Origin of the sequence: Kitasatospora fiedleri (assembly GCF_948472415.1) — a bacterium.
Lineage (GTDB): Bacteria > Actinomycetota > Actinomycetes > Streptomycetales > Streptomycetaceae > Kitasatospora > Kitasatospora fiedleri.
On record NZ_OX419519.1, the window covers coordinates 3,006,775 to 3,028,651 of the forward strand.

At 73.0% G+C, this 21,877-nt stretch carries 20 protein-coding genes; 12 read left to right on the top strand and 8 right to left on the bottom strand.

Annotated features, from left to right (window positions below; genetic code table 11):
- Positions 1-105: 105 nt before the first annotated feature.
- On the top strand, positions 106-1,803 hold the full coding sequence (locus QMQ26_RS13840; RefSeq protein ID WP_282205890.1) for a phospho-sugar mutase: 1,698 nt from the start codon (positions 106-108) through the stop codon (positions 1,801-1,803).
- Between the two features lie 156 nt (positions 1,804-1,959).
- Complete coding sequence (locus QMQ26_RS13845; protein ID WP_282205891.1) at positions 1,960-4,002, top strand: WD40 repeat domain-containing protein; 2,043 nt, start codon at positions 1,960-1,962, stop codon at positions 4,000-4,002.
- Between the two features lie 232 nt (positions 4,003-4,234).
- On the opposite strand, the gene QMQ26_RS13850 is transcribed toward QMQ26_RS13845, so the two are convergent.
- Positions 4,235-4,786, bottom strand: a complete 552-nt coding sequence (locus QMQ26_RS13850; RefSeq protein ID WP_282205892.1) for a DUF3710 domain-containing protein — start codon at positions 4,784-4,786, stop codon at positions 4,235-4,237.
- Positions 4,787-5,031: 245 nt separating this feature from the next.
- On the bottom strand, positions 5,032-5,364 hold the full coding sequence (locus QMQ26_RS13855) for an ArsR/SmtB family transcription factor (RefSeq protein WP_282205893.1): 333 nt from the start codon (positions 5,362-5,364) through the stop codon (positions 5,032-5,034).
- A gap of 123 nt (positions 5,365-5,487) precedes the next feature.
- Between QMQ26_RS13855 and QMQ26_RS13860 the strand changes: the two genes are divergently transcribed.
- Positions 5,488-6,459: a quinone oxidoreductase family protein gene (locus tag QMQ26_RS13860; protein ID WP_282205894.1), complete on the top strand. Its 972-nt coding sequence runs from the start codon at positions 5,488-5,490 to the stop codon at positions 6,457-6,459.
- 40 nt (positions 6,460-6,499) lie between these two features.
- Here the strand turns inward: QMQ26_RS13860 and QMQ26_RS13865 are convergent, their stop codons facing one another.
- The 3 genes from QMQ26_RS13865 to QMQ26_RS13875 all read right to left on the bottom strand — a co-directional run bounded on the left by QMQ26_RS13865 (position 6,500) and on the right by QMQ26_RS13875 (position 8,841).
- Positions 6,500-7,165: a PH domain-containing protein gene (locus tag QMQ26_RS13865; RefSeq protein ID WP_282205895.1), complete on the bottom strand. Its 666-nt coding sequence runs from the start codon at positions 7,163-7,165 to the stop codon at positions 6,500-6,502.
- 186 nt (positions 7,166-7,351) lie between these two features.
- On the bottom strand, positions 7,352-8,095 hold the full coding sequence (locus QMQ26_RS13870; protein ID WP_100837953.1) for an ABC transporter permease: 744 nt from the start codon (positions 8,093-8,095) through the stop codon (positions 7,352-7,354).
- Positions 8,092-8,841: an ABC transporter ATP-binding protein gene (locus tag QMQ26_RS13875; protein ID WP_282205896.1), complete on the bottom strand. Its 750-nt coding sequence runs from the start codon at positions 8,839-8,841 to the stop codon at positions 8,092-8,094. Before QMQ26_RS13875 ends, QMQ26_RS13870 begins: the two co-directional genes overlap by 4 nt.
- A gap of 341 nt (positions 8,842-9,182) precedes the next feature.
- On the opposite strand from QMQ26_RS13875, the gene metG reads away from it, so the two are divergent.
- Positions 9,183-10,892 carry a methionine--tRNA ligase gene (metG, locus tag QMQ26_RS13880; RefSeq protein ID WP_282205897.1) on the top strand — a complete coding sequence of 570 codons (1,710 nt, stop codon included), beginning with the start codon at positions 9,183-9,185 and terminating at the stop codon, positions 10,890-10,892.
- 11 nt (positions 10,893-10,903) lie between these two features.
- Here metG and QMQ26_RS13885 read toward each other — a convergent pair whose 3' ends face one another.
- Complete coding sequence (locus tag QMQ26_RS13885) at positions 10,904-11,434, bottom strand: TetR/AcrR family transcriptional regulator (RefSeq protein ID WP_199847147.1); 531 nt, start codon at positions 11,432-11,434, stop codon at positions 10,904-10,906.
- A gap of 192 nt (positions 11,435-11,626) precedes the next feature.
- On the opposite strand from QMQ26_RS13885, the gene deoC reads away from it, so the two are divergent.
- The 4 genes from deoC to QMQ26_RS13905 all read left to right on the top strand — a co-directional run bounded on the left by deoC (position 11,627) and on the right by QMQ26_RS13905 (position 15,902).
- The gene (deoC, locus tag QMQ26_RS13890; protein ID WP_199847028.1) at positions 11,627-12,613 is read left to right on the top strand and encodes a deoxyribose-phosphate aldolase; all 987 of its coding nucleotides are present in this window, start codon (positions 11,627-11,629) and stop codon (positions 12,611-12,613) included.
- A 5-nt stretch (positions 12,614-12,618) separates the two neighbouring features.
- Positions 12,619-14,178, top strand: a complete 1,560-nt coding sequence (locus tag QMQ26_RS13895) for an aldehyde dehydrogenase family protein (RefSeq protein WP_282205898.1) — start codon at positions 12,619-12,621, stop codon at positions 14,176-14,178.
- The gene (locus QMQ26_RS13900) at positions 14,171-15,073 is read left to right on the top strand and encodes an aldehyde dehydrogenase family protein (RefSeq protein ID WP_282205899.1); all 903 of its coding nucleotides are present in this window, start codon (positions 14,171-14,173) and stop codon (positions 15,071-15,073) included. The genes QMQ26_RS13895 and QMQ26_RS13900 overlap by 8 nt, the downstream gene beginning before the upstream one ends.
- A gap of 193 nt (positions 15,074-15,266) precedes the next feature.
- Positions 15,267-15,902, top strand: coding sequence for an ATP-binding protein (locus tag QMQ26_RS13905; RefSeq protein WP_100837947.1), 636 nt, complete (start codon positions 15,267-15,269; stop codon positions 15,900-15,902).
- Between the two features lie 245 nt (positions 15,903-16,147).
- Here QMQ26_RS13905 and QMQ26_RS13910 read toward each other — a convergent pair whose 3' ends face one another.
- Positions 16,148-16,954, bottom strand: a complete 807-nt coding sequence (locus QMQ26_RS13910) for a SigE family RNA polymerase sigma factor (RefSeq protein WP_404814174.1) — start codon at positions 16,952-16,954, stop codon at positions 16,148-16,150.
- Between the two features lie 282 nt (positions 16,955-17,236).
- Between QMQ26_RS13910 and QMQ26_RS13915 the strand changes: the two genes are divergently transcribed.
- The 3 genes from QMQ26_RS13915 to QMQ26_RS13925 are packed head-to-tail and all read left to right on the top strand — an operon-like array spanning position 17,237 to position 19,763.
- On the top strand, positions 17,237-17,947 hold the full coding sequence (locus QMQ26_RS13915; protein ID WP_282205900.1) for a response regulator transcription factor: 711 nt from the start codon (positions 17,237-17,239) through the stop codon (positions 17,945-17,947).
- Entirely contained in the window at positions 17,944-19,455 is a 1,512-nt protein-coding gene (locus QMQ26_RS13920; RefSeq protein ID WP_100837944.1) for a sensor histidine kinase, read from the top strand. Before QMQ26_RS13915 ends, QMQ26_RS13920 begins: the two co-directional genes overlap by 4 nt.
- Positions 19,452-19,763, top strand: coding sequence for a hypothetical protein (locus QMQ26_RS13925; RefSeq protein ID WP_282205901.1), 312 nt, complete (start codon positions 19,452-19,454; stop codon positions 19,761-19,763). The genes QMQ26_RS13920 and QMQ26_RS13925 overlap by 4 nt, the downstream gene beginning before the upstream one ends.
- 142 nt (positions 19,764-19,905) lie before the next feature.
- Here QMQ26_RS13925 and QMQ26_RS13930 read toward each other — a convergent pair whose 3' ends face one another.
- Complete coding sequence (locus QMQ26_RS13930; protein ID WP_282205902.1) at positions 19,906-20,226, bottom strand: hypothetical protein; 321 nt, start codon at positions 20,224-20,226, stop codon at positions 19,906-19,908.
- A 375-nt stretch (positions 20,227-20,601) separates the two neighbouring features.
- Here QMQ26_RS13930 and QMQ26_RS13935 point away from each other — a divergent pair, with 375 nt between their 5' ends.
- Complete coding sequence (locus QMQ26_RS13935) at positions 20,602-21,804, top strand: IS110 family RNA-guided transposase (protein ID WP_404814122.1); 1,203 nt, start codon at positions 20,602-20,604, stop codon at positions 21,802-21,804.
- Positions 21,805-21,877: the final 73 nt, after the last annotated feature.

Genomic DNA, 21,877 nt, shown 5'->3' on the forward strand with positions numbered 1-21,877 from the left:
GCGGCTCCGGCACCCGCCCCCGTCCCCTCCTCTCCCCACTTTTCCCTCCTCCTCGCACCTCTCCTCCTCACACCCCTCGTCCTCCACACCCAGGGAGCGGGCCGCATGCCGAAGGCACCCACCACCGACCTCTTCGACCGGGCCCGCGCCTGGCTGGCCGAGGACCCCGACCCGCAGACCCGCGCGGAGCTGACCGCGCTGCTGGCCGCCGCCGAGGGGCCGGAGGCCGAGTCCGAGGAGCGGATCGCCTGGTCCCGGCTGGCCGAACGCTTCGCCGGGCGCCTGCAGTTCGGCACCGCCGGGCTGCGCGGTGAGCTGGGCGCCGGGCCGATGCGGATGAACCGCGCCGTGGTGATCCGGGCCGCCGCCGGCCTGGCCGCGTACCTCCGGAAGAACCCGGCGCTCGGCGACCTGGTGGTGATCGGCTACGACGCCCGCCACAAGTCGTACGACTTCGCGCTCGACACCGCCGCCGTGGTGGTGGGCGCCGGGCTGCGCGCCGCGCTGCTGCCCCGCGCGCTGCCGACGCCCGTCCTGGCGTTCGCGATCCGGCACCTGGGCGCGGCGGCCGGCGTGGTGGTCACCGCCAGCCACAACCCGCCGCAGGACAACGGCTACAAGGTGTACCTGGGCGACGGTTCGCAGATCGTCCCGCCCGCGGACGCCGAGATCGCCGCCGAGATCGACGCGCTGGGCGCGCTCGCCGACGTCCCGCGCGCCGAGGGCGGCTGGGAGGTGCTCGGCGACGACGTCCTCGCCGCCTACCTCGCCCGCGCCGCCGCCGTCCTCGACCCGGCCGGGCCGCGCGACCTGGCCACCGTCTACACCCCGCTGCACGGCGTGGGCCGCGACGTGCTGCTCGCCGCGTTCGCCACCGCCGGGTTCCCGGCGCCGGTCCTGGTCGCCGAACAGGCCGAGCCGGACCCGGACTTCCCCACCGTCGCGTTCCCCAACCCGGAGGAGCCGGGCGCGATGGACCTCGCCTTCGCCACCGCCCGCGCGGCCCGCCCGGACCTGGTGATCGCCAACGACCCGGACGCCGACCGCTGCGCCGTCGCCGTCCCCACCCCGGACGGCGACTGGCGGATGCTGCGCGGCGACGAGGTCGGCGCCCTGCTCGGCGCGGCCCTCGCCGCCAAGACCACCGACGGCGTGTTCGCCACCACCATCGTCTCCTCCACCCTGCTCGGCAGGATCGCCGCCGCGGCCGGGCTGGGCTACGCCGAGACGCTCACCGGCTTCAAGTGGATCGCCCGCACCGAGGACATCCGCTACGGCTACGAGGAGGCCCTCGGCTACTGCGTCGACCCGGACGGCGTCCGCGACAAGGACGGCATCACCGCCGCCCTCCAGATCGCCGAACTCGCCGCCGGCCTCAAGCGCGACGGCCGCACCCTCACCGACCTGCTCGACGACCTCGCCCTGGCCCACGGCCTGCACGCCACCGACCAGCTCTCCGTCCGGGTCGACGACCTCACCGTCATCACCGACGCGATGTCCACCCTCCGCGACAAGCCCCCGGTCGAACTCGCCGGCCTCACCGTCACCCGCGCCGACGACCTCACCACCGGCACCCCCGACCTCCCCCCCACCGACGGCCTCCGCTACCACCTCGACGGCCCCACCATCACCTCGGCCCGCATCGTGGTCCGCCCCTCCGGCACCGAGCCCAAGCTCAAGTGCTACCTCGAAGCCGTCCTCCCCGTCCCCACCCCGGCCGACCTCCCGGCCGCCCGCCGCCGCGCCCATTCCCTCCTCGACGCCCTCAAGCAGGACTTCGCCGCCGCGGCGGGGCTCGCCTGACCACACCTCAACTCCCCCGAGGGGCCCGGACGGTGTTGTCCGGGCCCCTCCGGCGTTCCACCCGACCGCCGGCACTACGATCGGTCCGCACCCGCACGGCCCGCCGCCCCGGAGCGTGGCCGCGAAGCCGCGGGGCCACGGAGAAGGGGAACGCCGATGGAACCGCTCTTCGCCGACGAACCAGAGCCGGACGACATCGACCGGCGACAGTCCGCGCTCCTCGACGCCGTCCGCCGCAGCGGGACCGTCAGCACCCCGGACGCCGACCTGTGGCGGGTCGACTGGGCGACCGGCGTCGACCTGGACCCCCGGATGGTGTGGCAACTCCGGGTCGGCCCCGTGGTGGCCACCGCCTGGGGCGAGGTCGACGGCCGACCGCTGCTCGCCACCGCCGTCGAGATCGAGGAACGGCCACCGGCCGACCCGAAGCAGCGGCGGCACCGGCTGGAGGTCCGGGACGTGCTGTCCGGCCGGGTCCGTACGGTGGACTGCGAAGTACCCGTCCGCGTCCTGGCATTCGCGCCCGACGTGTCGGAACCACTGCTGATCTCCGGACACGAGGACGACAGGGTGCGGATCTGGGAGCTCCCGGACCTCACGCACCGGCGGACGCTCGACGTCGAAGGACAGCCACACGCCCTGAAAGTCCTCGGCTCCGGTCGCGGCATCCATCTGCTGATCCGCAGTGGTCAGGGCCACCTCGGGCAGTGGGACCTGTCGACCGGCGCACCACTCCTCCTCCCACACCTGCCGCCCGTCTACGGGATCGGTGTCGGCACCCTCGCGGACGGAACGGTCGTGCTGCCCACCGAGAAGGCGGCCCTGCTGTGGAACCCGGATGACAACCGCGTACGGGAGCTCCCGGTTCCCGGCGAACTGCGACCGGTCCGAGGCGGAACCTCGTGGCGATCGGCAGGTCGGGACATGCTGACCGTCATCGACACGTATGCCACCCTCGCCAGCATCGACCTGACGTCCGGTCAGCACACGCTGCTCACGGCCCACTCGGACACCTTGGCAGACGGGCTGATGGCGGCCGTGGGACGGCCTGGCCCGTTCAGCAACCCGACCGTGACGGGGTCCACCCTCGCGGTACCGGTGAGGTGGCAGGTCCACCTCTGGGACGCACACACCATGCGCCCGCTCGGGGCACCTCTCACCGGCCCCGTCGCGCAGGCAGCCGCAGAGGCCGTCCGCTGGCAGGGGCGCGACCTCCTGCTGACCTCCTCCCAGCAGGACGGCGTGGTCGCGCTCTGGGACCTCGCCGTCCCGGTTGACCGCGAACCCGGCCACCGCCAGCGGCTGGCGGCCGTCACCGTCACCGAGCCGGACGGAGTGGTGGTCAGCGCCGACGAGGGCGGAACCCTGGTGGCGCGCCACGCGGCCGACGGCACCCTGCTCGCACCGCCCCTCGCCACGGACGTCAAGATCACCAAGGCCCTGGCCACCTGGACCGACGGCAGCCACCTGCACGCCGCGACCGGTTCCGGGCGCCTCCGCGCCGGCGATCCGCTCCTGTACCGCTGGAATCTGACTGCGGGCGGCCCCTCAGGTGCGCCAGTCCGGACCGACAACTCCTTCATCCACTGGATCGCTCATCAGCGCCTACGCATCGGCGATGCGCTGATCGTCCATGGGTACGAGGACATCTCGCTCGTGAACCCTTCCGACGGAGCGATCCTGGCCACCATCAACGACGCCACCGGACGGCTCTCCACCGGATTCGCCGTCGGCGCGGTCGATGGACGCGCGACCGCCGCGCTGTCGCCCCACCAGGAGCCGATCCGGCTTTACGACCTGGACGACCCGTCATCCGAACCGACGGTCCTACGAGGCACCGAGGGTCACCCGGCACTGGCACTCCTCGACGGCCGGCTCGTCACCGTCCGCACCGAACGTCCGACCCCTGACGGTGCCACCACCCTCCGCACCTGGCACCCCAGCGGCAGACCCGCGGGCCCGGAGATCGACGGCCCGGCCCCCGTCACCGCCGTGGCAGGCCGCACCTGGCCCCAGCTGTACGTGGCCCGCGCCGACCGCACCCTCACCGTCGTCGACCTGCGCACCGGCGAGCCCTCGGCCCGGCCCCTGCTGCTGCCCGGCCCCGCCACGTGCCTCGCAGCCACCTCCGACGGCGTGCTGGTCGGATTCGGCCAGGACCTCGCGCTCGTGCGTCCACCGGTCCGGGAAGGCAACTGAGAAGGCCGGGGCCGTTGTCGGCCATCGCGATCACGCCGTTCGCATTCACGTCGAACTGTCCTGCCAAGCAGGCAGGTTGGTTGTCGGAGAGTGGGGCGTGACCGGCGCACCCCTCGATCCGGGACGCCACTCGGTCGGACATGGCACGGCATGCCGCCGACACGCCTGCACCGCCCTGGGGCGGCGCCTCGAACGGAGCCGCTGCCCCAGGGGCGTCACACGCCGGTTTCCGTCAGTCCGGCAGCCGGAGCAGGATCGGCTTGCCGTCCAGATCCGTTTGCAGGGAACCGAACCCGGTCGGTGAGGCAGACACGAGGGGTCGGCCTTTCGAAGGGGCCACCACCACTCGCCCGAGATAGAAGGAGAACCACTCCGCCGGGGGTTCGTCGAAGGCGATCGCGCCGCTGAGTACCCCTCTCAGGAGCCAGCCCGGCCCTTCGCACCCGAGGAAGCAGACGGCGGTCATCTCTCGACGGCCCCATGCGGTCTCCGCCTCGATCTCGCACCGCAGTTCCGCACCGAAGCGTCCGTCCCGTTCCAGGAACCTGTTCTTCGGGTTGGATGTGTTCGACAGCAGCTTCGTACGGGCCCGGTCCCACGCGCCGGACCGCATCGCGTGGAACGCTTGCAACTGCAGGCCGCAGGAATCCCGCAGCACGGTGACCGACACGAGGTCGGAAGACGCTCTCGTGGCACCGAGCTGAACCTCGATGCCGTCCTCGTCGGGAATCAGCAATCCACCGAGATCGATGAGTCGTGTCGACTGCCAACCGTTCTCACGCACGTCCCAGGGCCCGGTGTCGACCCCCCTCACCATCGGACGGTGCGGATCACCGGTCCGACGGGGTTCTCCGGGAATTTCCTCGACAGAACTAGGGGTGTCACCCATTCCATCCCTTTCTGACGATCATCCGCAGCCGTTCCCGCGCGGTCGGCGCTGAATGCTTCCTGTACTTACTCGGACTTGGCGAATTGGCGACTTGACGATGCGTTCGACGTCGAGTCCGGACGGACCCGGGCGTGCCCGCGCTACCGGTCCGCCCGGTACGCCGCCACCACGGTGGGCAGGAGGCCCGGGAAGCGCTGTTCCAGGTCGGCCGCGCGGAGGGTGGTGAGGCGGCGGTTGGCCTCCTCGCGGTGGCGGATCACGCCCGCTTCGCGGAGGACCTTGAAGTGGTGGCTGAGGGTGGAGGGGGCGACGTCGACCGGGAAGGTGCCGCAGGCGCGTTCGGGTTCGTCGCTGAGGGTCTCCACGATGGTCATCCGGGTCGGGTCGGAGAGGGCGTGCAGGACGTCCAGCAGGTCGATGTCGGCGGTGGCGGGGTAGTGGGGCGCCTCGCGGCGGCGGGCGGCACGAGGCACGGGGTCTCCTCCGGCGATGTTCGACAGGTGTCGAAGTTTCGTGGTACCAGTGGTAGTAATTCGACGTTCGTAGAACATCGTAACCGCGACCGCTCCAGGGGGACCACCATGCGCGCACTCGTCATGACCGAAGCCGGCGGCGCCGAGCACAGCCACGTCCGCGAGCTCGAAGCGCCGCAGCCCGGCCCCGGACAGGTCGCAATCGGGGTCGCCTACGCCGGGCTCAACTTCGTGGACGTGATGGCCCGCCGCGGCGACGCCGGCTACGCCGCCGCCTGGCCCCACCACCCCGGCCGGGAGGTGGCCGGCACCGTGCTGGCCCTCGGCGAGGGCGTCACCAAGCCCGCCGTCGGCACCCCCGTGGTGGCCGCCACCCGCGGCGGCGGCCTCGCCGAGGTCGTGGTCGCCGACGCGGAGCTCACCGTCCCCGTCCCGGACGGCGTGCCGCTGGACGTCGCCGCCACCGCGCCCCTCGGCCTGGCCACCGCGCTGCTGCTGCTCACCGACGCCGGACGCTTCGTCCCCGGCGAGAGCGTCCTGGTCCACTCGGCGGGCGGCGGCATCGGCACCGCCGTCGCCCGTCTGCTGCCGCTGCTCGGCGGCGGGCGCCTGCTGGGCACCGTCGGCCGCCCGGAGAAGGCCGCGGGCGCCCGGCGGCACGGCTACGACGCGGTGCACGTCCGGGGCGCGGGCCTCGCCGAGGAGGTGCGGGCGGCGAACGGCGGGCGCGGCGTCGACCTCGTCCTCGATCCGCTGGGGGCCACCGCGCTCGACCTCGACCTCGATCTGCTCGCGCCGGGCGGCCGGATCGTCCTGTTCGGCAACGCGAGCGGGGCGGGCCCCGCGCCGCTGCCGCCGCTCCCCCGGCTGCTGGGGGCCAACGCCACGCTCACCGGGTTCAGCCACGGCGGGCTGCTCGTCCAGGCCCCCGCGAAGGTCGCCGACGCCGTCCGCCGCGCCCTCGACCTGCTGGCCACCGGGGCGCTCACCACCCCGGTGACGGTCCTCCCGGACCTCGTCGACGTCCCCGCCGCCCACGACCTGCTGGCCGCCGGGCGCGGCGAGGGCAAGTACGTCGTCGCGCTGAATCCCTGACCGGAGAGCCCCGGAGAGCCCGGCCTCGGACCCTTCGCGATCAGGTCGCCGCGATCACCGTGACCAGCGCGACCAGGCCCGCCAGGGTCGGGGCGATGACCCACCAGCACCAGGTGGTCCGCAGTTCGCCGGCCGCCGAGGGCTTGTGGGCGTTGCGCTCGGCCTGCTCCTGGAGGGTGGTGACCACGGCGTCGGACCAGGCGCGGGTGGGGTCGAGCCGGTCCGGGCGGGCGGTCTTGCCGGCCGGCCGGGCCGGGAGGTGCGGGTCGCCCGCGGCGGCGGCGCGGCCGGCCCGGCGGGTGGCCTTCTTGCGCTGGCGGATCGAGACCGGGATCGCCCAGACCTGGAACTTGCGTCCGGCGGCGAAGAGTTCGACCGAGTAGCCGGCCTTGAGCCCCTCGACCGTGGCCCAGGGCGCGACGATCGTGCGCAGCGGGTTGCGGACGAGCAGCCGACGGTCGTTGGCCCGCACCACCGGCCGCAGGGTGTAGGCGATCACCGGGAAGGCGAAGACGGGCGCGGCGGCGAGGGCGACCCACGGGGTCGAGCCGGTGCCGGACACCACGGCGTCGATGATCAGCCAGGCGGCGACGGCGAGCATCATGACGCCCGCGATGACGCTGGGGACGGAGCGGTACACGCGGTCGGCGTACACGGGCTCGTCGGCGGCGGAACCCTGGTGGGGTGTCCGGTCGGATTCGGTCATGCCGTCGATTCTGCCCCAGGCCCGCGGCCGTCCCCAATGGCGACCCGGGCACGGGACGGTCACGAATGACCGCCCCGCGAAAGCCCCGCGACGGCCCCGCAGCCGTCCCGCAGCCGTCCCGCCGCCGCCCGGCAACAGCACCGCGACGGCCCCGCCACGGCCCCGACGGCCCCGCCGCCGCCCGCGTCAGCCGGTGCGCCGCCGCAGGGTGGCGGCGGCGAGGCCGAGCGCGAGCAGCGCGCTGCCCGCCACCACCGCGAGGTCGGCCAGGACGCGCCCGCTCACGCCGCCGTGCGCCGCGGTGCGGCCCATCGCGTCGACGGCGTAGGAGAGCGGCAGCACGTCGGAGACCCAGCGCAGCACGGGCGCCATCCCGGCGCGGGGCACGAACAGCCCGCAGAGCAGGAGTTGGGGCAGCAGGACGGCGGGCAGGAACTGGACGGCCTGGAACTCGGTGGCGGCGAACGCGGAGACCAGCAGGCCGAGCGCCGTGCCGAGCAGCCCGTCGGCGACCGCGACGGCGAACAGCATCCAGGTCGGCCCGGCGACGTCGAGGCCGAGCACGCCGAGGGTGAGGGCGGAGGCGAGCGCGGCCTGGACCAGGGCGACGGCGCCGAAGGCGAGCGCGTAGCCGAGCAGCAGGTCGGGCTTGCCGAGCGGCATGGTGAGCAGGCGCTCCAGGGTGCCGCCGGTGCGTTCGCGGAGCATCGCGACCGAGGTGACCAGGAACATCACCAGCAGCGGGAAGACGCCGAGCAGCTCGGGGCCGATCCGGTCGAAGGTGCCGGGCTGCCCGTCGTACATGTACCTGAGCAGGACGAGCAGCAGGCAGGGCACCAGCAGCAGCATGGCCGCGGTGCGCGGGTCGTGCCGCAGTTGGGCCAGCACGCGGCCGGCGGTGGCGAGGGTGCGGCGGGCGGCGGGGTTCACCGGGGGTCCTCCGGTCCGGTCCGGACGAGGGTGAGGAAGGCGTTCTCGACGTCGGCCGCGCCGGTGGCGGCGAGCAGCGCGGCGGGGGTGTCGTGGGCGAGCAGGCGGCCCTCGCGCATCAGCAGCAGGCGGTCGCAGCGGGTGGCCTCGTCCATGACGTGGCTGGAGACCAGCAGGGTGGCGCCGTCCGCGGCGAGGCCCCGGAACAGCTCCCACAGCTCCTGCCGCAGGACGGGGTCGAGGCCGACGGTGGGTTCGTCCAGGACCAGCAGTTCGGGGTGGCCGAGCAGCGCGGCGGCGAGCGAGACCCGGGCGCGCTGGCCGCCGGAGAGCCGGGCGGCGGGGGTGCGGCGGTGGGCGTCCAGGCCGACCTGGGCGATCACCCGGGCCGGGTCGCCGGGCGGGGCGCCGAGGACGGCGGCGAAGTAGTCGAGGTTCTCCCCGACCGTCAGGTCGCCGTACACGGACGGGGCCTGGGTGACGTACCCGACCCGGTCCCGCAGCGCGGCGGACCCGGCCGGGCGGCCGAGCACCGTGACCGTCCCGGCCGCGGTGCGCTGCACGCCGACGACGCTGCGCAGCAGGGTGGTCTTCCCGCAGCCGCTGGGCCCGAGCAGCCCGGTGACGCTGCCGCGGGCGACCTCCAGGTCCAGCCCCGGCAGCACGGTGGTCGCGCCGCGGCGCACCACCAGCCCCTCGACCCTGATCGCGGGGCCGTCGACCGGCCCCGCCGAAGAATTCATCATGTGATGAGTTTCCTGTCGCGCACCATCCCCGTCAAGCCCCCGTCAAGCCCCTGCGGAGGCCCCGCCCACCGGCCCCGCTCGGAGCCCGGCGAAGGCCCCGCCCGGCCCCCGGCGGACGGCCGCTCCCCGACCCCGCCCGGCCCGACGGCGACCCGGAACGGACCGCGTGCTCCCCCCTTGACAGCCCGCCGATAAGCGGTACGGCCGGGACACCCCGGTTCGGTACGATTGCGTCGGCCGGACGGCAGCCGAAACGCCCCGCACCGGCCCCTCTGAACCCGTTGAACCCGTCCGCGGCCGCCTCCCGGGGTGCCCGCCGGAGAGCATGGGAGTTCCCCAGGATGACTCGGCAGTTGATCACCAGCGCGCTTCCCTACATCAACGGGATCAAGCACCTGGGCAACATGGTCGGGTCGATGCTCCCGGCGGACGTCTACTCCCGGTACCTGCGCCAGCGCGGCCACGAGGTGCTGTACATCTGCGCGACCGACGAGCACGGCACCCCCGCCGAGCTGGCCGCCCAGGAGGCCGGGCTGCCGGTGGCCGAGTTCTGCGCCCGGGCGCACGACCAGCAGAAGGCGATCTACGACGGCTTCCAGCTGTCCTTCGACTACTTCGGCCGCTCCTCCTCGCCGCAGAACCGCGAGATCACCCAGGAGATCGCCCGCGAGCTGCACGCCAACGGCTTCATCGAGGAGCGGGCGATCCGCCAGGTGTACTCGGTGGCCGACGGCCGCTTCCTGCCGGACCGCTACATCGTCGGCACCTGCCCGCACTGCGGCTACGACAAGGCCCGCGGCGACCAGTGCGAGAACTGCACCCGCGTGCTGGACCCGACCGACCTGCTGGAGCCGCGCTCGGCGATCAGCGGCAGCTCCGAGCTGGAGGTGCGCGAGACCAAGCACCTGTTCCTGCTCCAGTCGAAGCTGACCGACGAGGTGGAGTCCTGGATCGCCGCCAACGGCGACAACTGGCCGGTGCTGGCCTCCTCGATCGCCCGCAAGTGGCTGACCGAGGGCCTCCAGGACCGCGCGATCACCCGCGACCTGGAGTGGGGCGTCCCCGTCCCGGCCGACACCTGGCCCGAACTGGCCGCCGAGGGCAAGGTGTTCTACGTCTGGTTCGACGCCCCGATCGAGTACATCGGCGCCACCAAGGAGTGGGCGGACGCCACCGGCGGCGACTGGCGCTCCTGGTGGTACGAGGCGGACGACACCGTCCGGTACACCGAGTTCATGGCCAAGGACAACGTCCCGTTCCACACCGTGATGTTCCCGGCCACCATCCTCGGCTCGCGCAAGCCGTGGAAGAAGGTCGACTACGTCAAGGCGTTCAACTGGCTGACGTACTACGGCGGGAAGTTCTCCACCAGCCAGAAGCTCGGCATCTTCACCGACGTCGCGCTCGAACTGCTGCCGGCCGACTACTGGCGCTACTACCTGATGGCGAACGCCCCGGAGTCCGACGACTCCAGCTTCACCTGGGACCTGTTCGCGGCCACCGTCAACAAGGACCTCGCCGACACCCTGGGCAACTTCGTCAACCGGGTGCTCTCCTTCAGCCGCAAGCGCTTCGGCGACGAGGTCCCGGCCGGCGCGGCGAACGGCGCGGCGGAGGAGCAGTTGGGCGGGCAGATCGCCGAGCTGCTGGCCGAGTACGAGACCCAGCTCGACGCGCTGAACTTCCGCAAGGCCGCGCAGGCGCTGCGCGCGCTCTGGTCGGCGGGCAACGCGTACCTGGACGTCACGGCGCCCTGGACGGAGATCAAGACCGACCCGGAGGCGGCCGCCCGCACCCTGCGCACCGCGATCAACCTGATCCACCTGTACGCGGTGGTCTCCGAGCCGTTCATCCCGGCCGCGGCCAAGGCGATCCGCGAGTCCTTCGCGCTGGAGGGCGACACCCGCACCTGGGTGACCGCGGACGAGGCCCGCGCGCTGTCGTCCGTCCCGGCCGGGACGGGCTTCACCGTCCCGCCGGTGCTGTTCGCCAAGATCACCGACGAGGACCTGGCCGCCTGGACCGAGCGCTTCGGCGGCGGCCAGGGCTGACCAGCCCCTCCTCAGCCCGTCAGGTACCCCTGGACGGTGCGGCCCAGCAGCGGGGCCAGCACCTCCGGGGGTGCCGAGGCGAGCGGCTCGACCGCGATCACGTACCGGGCCATCGCCAGCCCGACGACCTGCGACATCACCAGCTCGACCCGCAGCTCCGGCTCCGGCACGTCGAGCCGGTCCGCGACCCGGGCGACCAGCTCGGTCACCATGAAGCCGCGCATCAGCGCCGCGACCTCCTCGCTGGCGGCGGCCGTCCGCACCAGCGCCAGCAGCCGCTCCCGCACGGCGGGCTGCTCCCAGAGCGCCAGCACGAAGCCCGCCACCCGCTCGCCGACCGTCGCCGGGTCGCCCGCGAACACCTGCTCCACCACCGTGCGCGGGTCGAACGGGAACTCCAGCGCCGCCGCGAACAGCCGGTCCTTGCTGCCGAAGTAGTGGTGCAGCAGCGCCGGGTCCACCCCCGCGGCCCGGGCGATCGCCCGCATGCTGGCCTTCTGGTAGCCGCGCGCCGCGAACTCCGTCCGGGCCGCCGCCAGCACCGCCCCCGGGTGTCCTCGCCCCCGGGCCGCCGCCCCCGCGCCTTCGTGCCGCCGTCCATCCCGCCATTGTCCCCGGGGCGGCGCGGGGCCGGGGACGCCGCCCGCGCCGGGAGCGGGCACATTTCGGTCAGGACTCGAAACCGACCCGCCCTACCGCCTGCCTACGCGCGTAGATATGCTGCTCTGGTGACTATGTCCACTCTTGCAGCCAACGCCCCCGGCGCCGCGGGCGGCGGTCTCGCGGACGTCGCGGCGTCCGAGGCCACCTTGCGCCGTTTCCTGCACGGCCTGCCCGGGGTCGATCAGGTCGGTCTGGAGTCGCGGGCGGCGGGCCTCGGCACGCGGTCGATCAAGACCACCGCCAAGGCCTTCGCCATCGACCTCGCCATCTCGATGATCGACCTGACCACCCTGGAGGGCGCGGACACCGTCGGCAAGGTCCGCTCGCTGTGCGCGAAGGGCCTCAGCCCGGACCCGTCCGACCGCTCCACCCCGCGGGTCGCGGCGATCTGCGTGTACCCGGACATGGTGGCCACCGCGAAGGAGGCGCTGCGCGGCAGCGGCGTCCAGGTCGCCTCGGTGGCCACCGCCTTCCCGTCCGGCCGGGCCGGCCTGCCGGTGAAGCTGGCGGACACCGCGGAGGCGGTCGCCGCCGGCGCGGACGAGATCGACATGGTGATCGACCGGGGCGCCTTCCTCTCCGGCCGCTACCTGGAGGTCTTCGAGACGATCCGCGCGGTCAAGGCGGCCTGCGCGCGCCCGGACGGCAGCGCGGCCCACCTCAAGGTGATCTTCGAGACCGGCGAGCTGCAGACGTACGACAACGTCCGCCGGGCGTCCTGGCTGGCGATGATCGCCGGCGCGGACTTCATCAAGACCTCCACCGGCAAGGTCGCGGTGAACGCGACCCCGCCGGTGACGCTGCTGATGCTGGAGGCGGTGCGGGACTTCCGCGCGGCGACCGGCGTGCAGATCGGCGTGAAGCCGGCCGGTGGCATCCGCACCACCAAGGACGCGATGAAGTACCTGGTGATGGTGAACGAGACGCTCGGCGACGACTGGCTGAGCCCGCACTGGTTCCGGTTCGGCGCCTCCAGCCTGCTGAACGACCTGCTGATGCAGCGCCAGAAGCTGAGCACCGGCCGGTACTCCGGTCCCGACTACGTGACGGTGGACTGAGGACGATGTCGAAGACCAAGAAGACCCGGCCCGAGACCGGAACCCCGACCCCGGCGGCCTCGAACCCGGCGGCCTCGAACCCGGCGACCGCAGCCGCGACCCCGGCCGAGCAGCCGCCCGCCCGCCGCTCCGGCCTGTTCGCGTACGCCCCGGCCCCCGAGTCCCCGGCCGCCGCGGGTGAGATCGCCACCGGCTACGGCCACTTCATCGGCGGCGAGTTCGTCGACTCCTCCGGCTCGGAGGCGCTGAAGACCGTCAACCCGGCGACCGAGCAGGTGCTGGCCGAGTTCGCCCAGGGCACCCCGGAGGACGTGGACCGCGCGGTCGCGGCGGCCCGGAAGGCGTTCGCCGACTGGTCGGCGCTGCCGGGCAGCGAGCGCGCCAAGTACCTGTTCCGGATCGCCCGGATCATCCAGGAGCGCAGCCGCGAACTGGCGGTGCTGGAGACGATCGACAACGGCAAGCCGATCCGCGAGACCCGCGACGTCGACCTGCCGCTGGTCGCCGCGCACTTCTTCTACTACGCGGGCTGGGCCGACAAGCTCGACCACGCGGGCTGGGGCCGCAACCCGCGCCCGCTGGGCGTGGCCGCGCAGGTCATCCCGTGGAACTTCCCGCTGCTGATGCTGGCCTGGAAGGTCGCCCCGGCGCTGGCCACCGGCAACACGGTGGTGCTCAAGCCCGCCGAGACCACCCCGCTGACCGCGCTGCGCTTCGCCGAGATCTGCCGCCAGGCGGGCCTGCCGAAGGGCGTGGTGAACATCGTCACCGGCGACGGCCGCACCGGCGCCGCGCTGACCGCGCACGAGGGCGTCGACAAGGTCGCCTTCACCGGTTCCACCCCGGTGGGCCGGGCGATCGCCAAGCAGGTCGCGGGCACCCGCAAGAAGCTCTCGCTGGAGCTCGGCGGCAAGGCCGCCAACATCGTGTTCGACGACGCGCCGCTGGACCAGGCGGTCGAGGGCATCGTCGACGGCATCTTCTTCAACCAGGGCCACGTGTGCTGCGCGGGCAGCCGCCTGCTGGTGCAGGAGTCGGTGCAGGACGAGCTGCTGGACGCGCTCAAGCGCCGGATGGGCACCCTGCGGGTCGGCGACCCGCTGGACAAGAACACCGACGTCGGCGCGATCAACTCGGCCGAGCAGCTGGCCCGGATCACCGAGCTGGCCGCGGCGGGCGAGCAGGAGGGCGCCGAGCGCTGGGCCCCGGAGTGCGAACTCCCGGGCGCGGGCTACTGGTTCCGCCCGACCCTGTTCACCGGCGTCTCGCAGGCCCACCGGATCGCCCGCGAGGAGGTCTTCGGCCCGGTGCTGTCGGTGCTGACCTTCCGCACCCCCGCGGAGGCGGTGGAGAAGGCCAACAACACCCCGTACGGCCTGTCCGCCGGCATCTGGACGGAGAAGGGCTCGCGCATCCTGTGGATGGCGAACCGGCTCCGGGCGGGCGTGGTGTGGGCGAACACCTTCAACAAGTTCGACCCGACCTCGCCGTTCGGCGGGTACAAGGAGTCCGGTTACGGCCGCGAGGGCGGCCGCCACGGTCTGGAGGCGTACCTCGATGTCTGAGCAGACTGTCCGACTGGACATCTTCAAGACCTACAAGCTGTACGTCGGCGGGAAGTTCCCGCGCTCGGAGAGCGGGCGGGTGTACGAGGTGACGGACACGGAGGACGCCTGGCTGGCGAACGCGCCGCTGGGCACCCGCAAGGACGCCCGGGACGCCGTGCTGGCGGCCCGCGCGGCGGTGAAGGGCTGGTCGGGCACCACCGCGTACAACCGCGGGCAGGTGCTGTACCGGGTGGCCGAGATGCTGGAGGGCCGCCGGGAGCAGTTCGCCGCCGAGGTGGCGGCGGCCGAGGGCGTGAGCGCCGGGCGGGCGGCGGCGCTGGTGGGCGCGGCGGTCGACCGCTGGGTCTGGTACGCGGGCTGGACCGACAAGGTCGCGCAGGTCGCGGGCGGCGCCAACCCGGTGGCCGGGCCGTTCTTCAACCTGTCCACCCCGGAGCCGACCGGCGTGGTCGGCGTCCTGGCGCCGCAGGCCGGTACCGGCTTCTCGCTGCTGGGCCTGGTCTCGGTGATCGCCCCGGCGATCGCCACCGGCAACACCGTGGTGGTCGCGGCGGCCGAGCGGGCCCCGCTGCCGGCGCTGTCGCTGGGCGAGGTGCTGGCCACCTCGGACGTGCCGGGCGGCGTGGTCAACCTGCTCTCCGGCCGCACCGCGGACCTCGCCCCGACGCTGGCCTCCCACCAGGACGTCAACGCGCTCGACCTGGCCGGGGCGATCGCCCCGGACGGGCCCGGCGCGGCGGCGGCGCTGGAGGAGTCGGCGGCGGATACATTGAAGCGAGTGGTCCGACCGGCCGCCGACCCGTCCGCCGAGGACTGGACGGCCGAGCCCGGCACCGGGCGGCTGCTCTCCTTCCTGGAGACGAAGACGGTCTGGCACCCGATGGGCATCTAGCCCCCGGCCGACCGGCCAACTCCACACAGACCGGCCGTCCTCAGTGCCCTACCCCCCCCGGGGCCCGGGCGGCCGTGACGGGCCCGCACTTCTCCCCCCCCTGGTGCGGGCCCGTCCCCATGCCCGCACGCTGCGTGACGGGGCCGACCGGCGGGTTCCGAGCTGCCCCTCCGATGCCTCAGACTGGTTTCCCGTGAGTGACACCCCGCTGAACCGCCGCCCGATATCCCGCGTCATCCTGCTGTCGGGCCCCTCGGGGTCGGGGAAGTCCTCGCTGGCCGAGCGCAGCGGGCTCCCGGTCCTGCAACTGGACGACTTCTACAAGGACGGCGACGACCCGACGCTGCCGCAGCTGCCGGACGGCGGCGGGACGGACTGGGACTCGCCGCTGTCCTGGCACGCGGAGCAGGCGCTGGCGGCGATCCGGGCGCTGGTCTTCGAGGGCCGGGCCGAGGTGCCGGTGTACTCGATCCCGGACAACGGCCGGGCGGGCAGCCGCCTGCTGGAGCTGGACGGCGCGGCGGGCTTCGTCGCGGAGGGGATCTTCGCCGCCGAGCTGGTGCGCCGGTGCGCGGCCGAGGGCCTGCTGGGCGACGCGCTGTGCCTGCGCAACAAGCCGGCCACGACGGCCTGGCGGCGGTTCCGGCGGGACGTCCGGGAGGGCCGCAAGTCGGTGCCGTACCTGGTGCGCCGGGGCCTGCGGCTGATGCGGGCCGAGCGCGGCATCGTGGCCCGGCAGGTGGAGCTGGGCTCGTACGCCTGCTCGGGCCTGGAGGCGGGCCGGCGGATCGCCGCGGTGGCCCGGCAGCTGCCCGCCGAACTGGTCTGAGCGGCCCCCGGCAGTAGGACGACGGGAGCGGGCGGGGCCCCGGTGCCGTTTCCCCCGCACCGGGGCCCCGCCCGTTCCGTCCGGGTCCGGGACTTCCCCCCGCGGCCGTCTCCCCCGAGTCGGCCGCCGCGTCCCGTGCCCTTCCCCCCTGTTCCCCCTCTTTCCCCCCGCTGCCCGTCCCCCGACGGGAGTCCTGTGCGCCGTGCGCGGCTCAGCGGCCGGCGCGGCTCAGCGGCCGGCGCGGCTCAGGCGACCAGCTCGCCGAAGGCGTGCACGGTGTCGCCGGAGCGGTTGAGCTGCTCGTCCTCGCGCATCCGGCGCAGCGCGCGCCAGATGGAGCTCTTCACGGTGCCGACGCTGATGCCGAGGATGTCGGCGATCTCCGGGTCGGTGCGGCCCTCGTAGTAGCGCAGCACGAGCATGGTGCGCTGGTTCTCGGGCAGCTTGGCGAGCGCCTGCCAGAGCACGGCGCGCAGCTCGGTGCCGCCCATCGCGTCGGTGTCGCCGGCGTGCTCGGGGAGTTCCTCGGTCGGGTACTCGTTGACCTTGCGGCGGCGCCAGGCGGAGATGTGCAGGTTGGTCATGGTGCGGCGGAGGTACCCGCCGACGGCGGCCTTGTCGGTGATCCGGCCCCAGGCGCGGTAGGTGGAGAAGAGCGCGCTCTGCAGCAGGTCCTCGGCCTCGTAGCGGTCGCCGGTGAGGTGGTAGGCGGTGGCGTACAGGGAGGCGCGGCGCTCGCGGACGTACGCGGTGAACTCGGCGATGTCGCGCGCCTCGTCCGCCTCGGCGGCCGGGTGCTCCCCCTGCGCGCCCCCCTGGTCGGCCTGCTCACCCCGGAAGGTCTGCGGCGCGAGCCGCAGCGTCCGGCCCGCCACCGGGTTCCCGGTCCGGTGGTGGACGGTGTCCCCGCTCCTGGTCCCCACGACCGGGCGACGGGTCCCGGCGTTGTGCGCGCACCCCCGGACGAGCACGGTGCCGGCGTTCTCCTCCTCGTGCCGCGGCCGGTTGGCGCCGAGGACGGCGGAACGCGGCCCGGCGTTTCGGGTCGTCAGCGTTGCGGTCATCGGGCACCCCCATGGTCGGTACGAGCGGATCTGCGCCGCCGCGGCTCCGGGCGTCGGCCCGGCGCCGTTCTGCGGCGACGAGGAAAATCCTGCCGTCCGCGCGTCATGGCGGTGTCCGCCGACTGTCACAGGGCTGTCACAAGGAGGGCGGTCCGTGACGGTCGGGCGCCCCGCGAATCCGGACGCCGGAGCCGCGCGGTCCGGTTCCCGGTGCGCCGGGGGTCACCCGGGTGGGTGCTTCCGGAGGCGGGGTGGGACACAATGACCCCCGTGTCTTTCCTGCTTCTGATCGAGGACGACGACGCCATTCGCACCGGCCTCGAACTCGCCCTCACCCGCCAGGGTCACCGGGTGGCCGCCGCCGCGTCCGGCGAGGACGGCCTGCGCCTGTTCAAGGAGCAGCGCCCGGACCTGATCGTGCTCGACGTGATGCTGCCCGGCATCGACGGCTTCGAGGTGTGCCGGCGCATCCGCCGCACCGACCAGCTGCCGATCATCCTGCTGACCGCGCGCTCCGACGACATCGACGTGGTGGTCGGCCTGGAGTCCGGCGCCGACGACTACGTGGTGAAGCCGGTGCAGCCCCGGGTGCTGGACGCCCGGATTCGCGCGGTGCTGCGCCGCGGCGAGCGGGAGAACTCGGACTCGGCGGCGTACGGCGGCCTGGTGATCGACCGTTCGGCGATGACCGTCACCAAGGACGGCCAGGACCTCCAGCTGACCCCGACCGAGCTGCGGCTGCTGCTGGAGCTGAGCCGCCGCCCCGGGCAGGCGCTCTCCCGCCAGCAGCTGCTGCGGCTGGTGTGGGAGCACGACTACCTGGGCGACTCCCGGCTGGTGGACGCCTGCGTGCAGCGGCTGCGGGCGAAGGTCGAGGACGTGCCCTCCGCGCCGACCCTGATCCGGACCGTCCGCGGCGTCGGCTACCGGCTCGACCCCCCGCGCGTGACACTTCCCCTCCGACTGGTGAGCCCTTCGTGACCGACCATCAGACCGCGCCGCGCCGGGCCCGTTCGGCGTCCTGGCGGCGGCTCAGTTCGCTGCGGGTCCGGCTGATCGCGGTGTTCGCCGCGGTCGCGCTGGTCACCGCCGTCTCCGCGTCCGGCATCGCCTACTGGCTGAACCGCGACGCGGTGCTCAAGCGCGCCCAGGACACCGCGCTGAACGACTTCCGCGGTTCGCTGACCCGGAACGTCTCGCAGCTGCCGCTGCACCCGTCCTGCGCGGACCTGCGGGCGCTGGCGGTGCAGGTGGCCAGCTCCGGGCTGGCGTACGACGTGGTGGTGGTGGACGACTCGGTGCCGGACTGCACCGCGTCCTCCGACCCGATCGCGTTCGGCCTGCGCCAGGTGCCGGCCGCGCTGCTCACCGCGGTGAACAAGCCGCGCGAGACCGGCCCCGGCAACCCGTACCAGTACCACCTGTACTGGCAGCGGGTGAACCTGGCCGGGCCGTACGTGGTCGGCGGGACGAAGGTGGTGCCGGGCGGGCCGACCGCCTACATGTTCAAGTCGCTGCAGAACGAGCGGGCCGACCTGAACACCCTGGGCGTCTCGTTGGCGATCGCCACCCTGCTGGCCCTGGTCGGCTCGGCGCTGCTCGCCCAGGCCGCCTCGGCGACCGTGCTGCGGCCGGTGCGCCGGCTCGGGGACGCCGCCCGGCGGCTCGGCGAGGGCGAGCTGGACACCCGGCTCGACGTCGAGGGAAACGACGAACTCGCCGACCTGGCACGGACGTTCAACCGCACTGCGGAGTCGCTGTCGGAGCAGGTCGCGGAGCTGAGCGCGCGCGAGGCGCAGTCCCGCCGGTTCGTCGCCGACATGTCGCACGAGCTGCGCACCCCGCTGACCGCGATGACCGCCGTCACCGACATCCTGGAGGACGAGGCCGACGTCCTCGACCCGATGATCGAGCCGGCCGTGCGGATCGTGGTCTCCGAGACCCGCCGGCTCTCCGGCCTGGTGGAGAACCTGATGGAGGTGACCCGGTTCGACGCGGGCACCGCCAAGCTGGTCGCCGACGAGGTCGACATGGCCGACCTGATCATGTCCTGCATCGACGGCCGGGCCTGGTACGACGCGGTCGAACTGGACGCGCCGCGCGGCATCCTGGCCGTGGTCGACCCGCGCCGCCTGGACGTGGTGTTCGCCAACCTGATCGGCAACGCGCTCAAGCACGGCGGCTCCCCGGTGAAGGTGAAGGTCCGCCAGGACGACGAGGCGCACACCGTGGTGGTGTCGGTCTCCGACGGCGGCCCCGGCATCCCGGAGGACGTGCTGCCGCACGTCTTCGACCGCTTCTACAAGGCCGACAAGGGCCGGGCCCGCTCCGAGGGCAGCGGCCTGGGCCTGTCCATCGCCGAGGCCAACGCCCGCATCCACGGCGGCGACATCACCGCCGCCAACAACCCGGACGGCCCCGGCGCGGTCTTCACCCTCACCCTGCCGCTCACCCAGCCGCCCGCACCCGGGCCGGAGGACCTGCGATGACCGCCCGCCGACTCCCGCTGCTGGCGCTCGGCGCCCTGCTCGCCACCGCCCTGCTGACCGGGTGCGGCATCCGCCCCACCGCCGTCCCGGTCGACGCCGGGGCCCCGGCCAGCCGCACCGCCTGCCCGAACGAGGTCACCGTCCCCCTCGCCCCGGACAGCGCCTCCCCCATCCCCTCCCCGTCCAGTCCCCCGAAACCGAGCCCCACCCCGACGACCGCTGCCACCACGTCCCCCTCCGCCCTGGCCCCGGCCTCGCCCACGACGGGCGGGGTGTTCGGCGCGCCATCCCCCAATCACTGCCCCTGACCGCCCGGCCGGAGAACGACCTCACCGGACTGGCCGCCTCGGCCCACGACCCGCCGAGGCCGACCGGGGCGACGGCTCCGGTCGCCGGGGACCACCGCCCTCAGAAGGCTTTTTCACGATCGCGTCACGAGATTCCAGGATGTCAGGGAATATAACCTGGATGCCAATCCAGACTCTCCACTGCAGCCAATTCACTGCACTCAAGGAAGGCCATCAATCGAACCATTTCCGACGGTGAATCGTAGGAAATATGACGTGACTCCACGTGGCCGTCTTCCAGGTATTCGAAAATCAGCGCCCCACTCTGGAACGCCGAGATAGACCGTGAATCTTCGTCTTCACAAATGGAGACATTTGGATGTTCGACGTCGATCGGAATATCCAACTCTCCCACAAGGAGAGCAATGACTGATTCACTCCCCTTTTCCATTTTTCCACCTTTTTGGGTGACGGTGGAAGTCATCAGCACCTCGTCTCAGTTTGGCGGTGCGCCATTGAGGATCGCCCACTCCGCATACCCTCCCGGACCCGCCAGGATGGAGCAAGCTCTACCAGACGGAGCCAGGCCGGCGTTGAGGCTCGGTGGCCAGCCCCCCCCCCGTTACCGTCTTCGTGGCTCCGCAATGGGGTCACCGGCCTTCGGGTCCGGCATGACTTCCCCCCCTTGTTGTCCATGATCCGAGGGGTGGTGTCACCGCGCCCGAAGGCATCGACGGACCGCTGATGAGGGGCTTGAGCACCGGCTTCACCCCGGGCCGGAAGAGCTCTCCGTAACGTGGATGTGGCAGCTCGGTGCCCAGGCAAGGCCGGACGAGAAGTGTGACGGAGGGGCCTGCACGTGATCGACACCGGCGACATCGACGTCTTCCTCGGCCTGGACGTCGGCAAGGGCGAACACCACGCCACAGCCGTCACCCCGGCCGGGAAGAAGGCGTTCGACAAGCGTCTGCCCAACACCGAGCCCAAGCTCCGCGAGCTGTTCGCCAAGCTGCAGGCCAAGCACGGGACGGTGCTGGTCGTGGTCGACCAGCCGGCCTCGATCGGCGCTCTGCCGCTTGCGGTCGCGCGGGCCATGGGCTGCCCGGTCGCCTACCTGCCGGGGCTGACGATGCGGCGGATCGCCGATCTCTATCCGGGCGAGGCGAAGACCGACGCGAGAGACGCGTTCATCATCGCGGACGCGGCCCGGGCGATGCCGCACACGCTGCGGGCCATCGACGGCGAGGACGAGACGATCGCCGAACTGGAGATGATCGTCGGGTTCGACGACGATTTGGCCGGCGAGGCGACCAGGGTCGCAAACCGGCTCCACGGCCTGCTGACCCAGATCCACCCGTCGCTGGAACGGGTGCTGGGGCCGCAGTTGCAGCACCCGGCCGTCCTAGCCCTGCTGGAGCGGTCCGGCTCACCGGCACAGATACACAAGGCGGGCCGTCGGCGGCTGGTCACGCTGCTGCGGCCGAAGGCGCCGAGGATGGCCGAGCGGCTGGTCGAGGAGATCTTCGCCGCGCTGGACGAGCAGACGGTCGTCGTTCCGGGGACCGAGGCGGCCGCGCTGATCGTCCCGAGCCTGGCCGGATCCCTGGCTGCCGTCCTCGACCAGCGCAAACTGCTGGCCGAGCGGATCGAGGAACTCCTGGAGGACCACCCCCTGTCGAAGGTCCTGACCTCGATGCCGGGAGTCGGCGTCAGGACCGGAGCCCGGATCCTGATCGAGGTCGGCGACGGCAGCACGTTCCCGACCGCCGGCCACCTCGCCGCCTACGCAGGCCTCGCCCCGGCGACCCGGAGCTCGGGGTCCTCGATCCGCGGCGAACAGCCCTCCAGGAGAGGGAACAAGCAGCTCAAACGGGCCTTCTTCCTCTCCGCGTTCGCGGCCCTGGGCGACCCGGCATCGCGGGCCTACTACGACAAGAAGATCACCCAGGGCAAGCACCACACCCAGGCCCTGCTCTGTCTCGCCAGACGCCGGGCCGACGTCCTCTTCGCCATGCTCCGCGACGGAACCTTCTACGAACCCCGGCCCACCGCCACGGTCTGAGTCACCGAGATCCCGAATCCCCACAGACCGGACAGTCGTACTCGTCGACCGAGTCCAGGGCGACCGGGTGGCC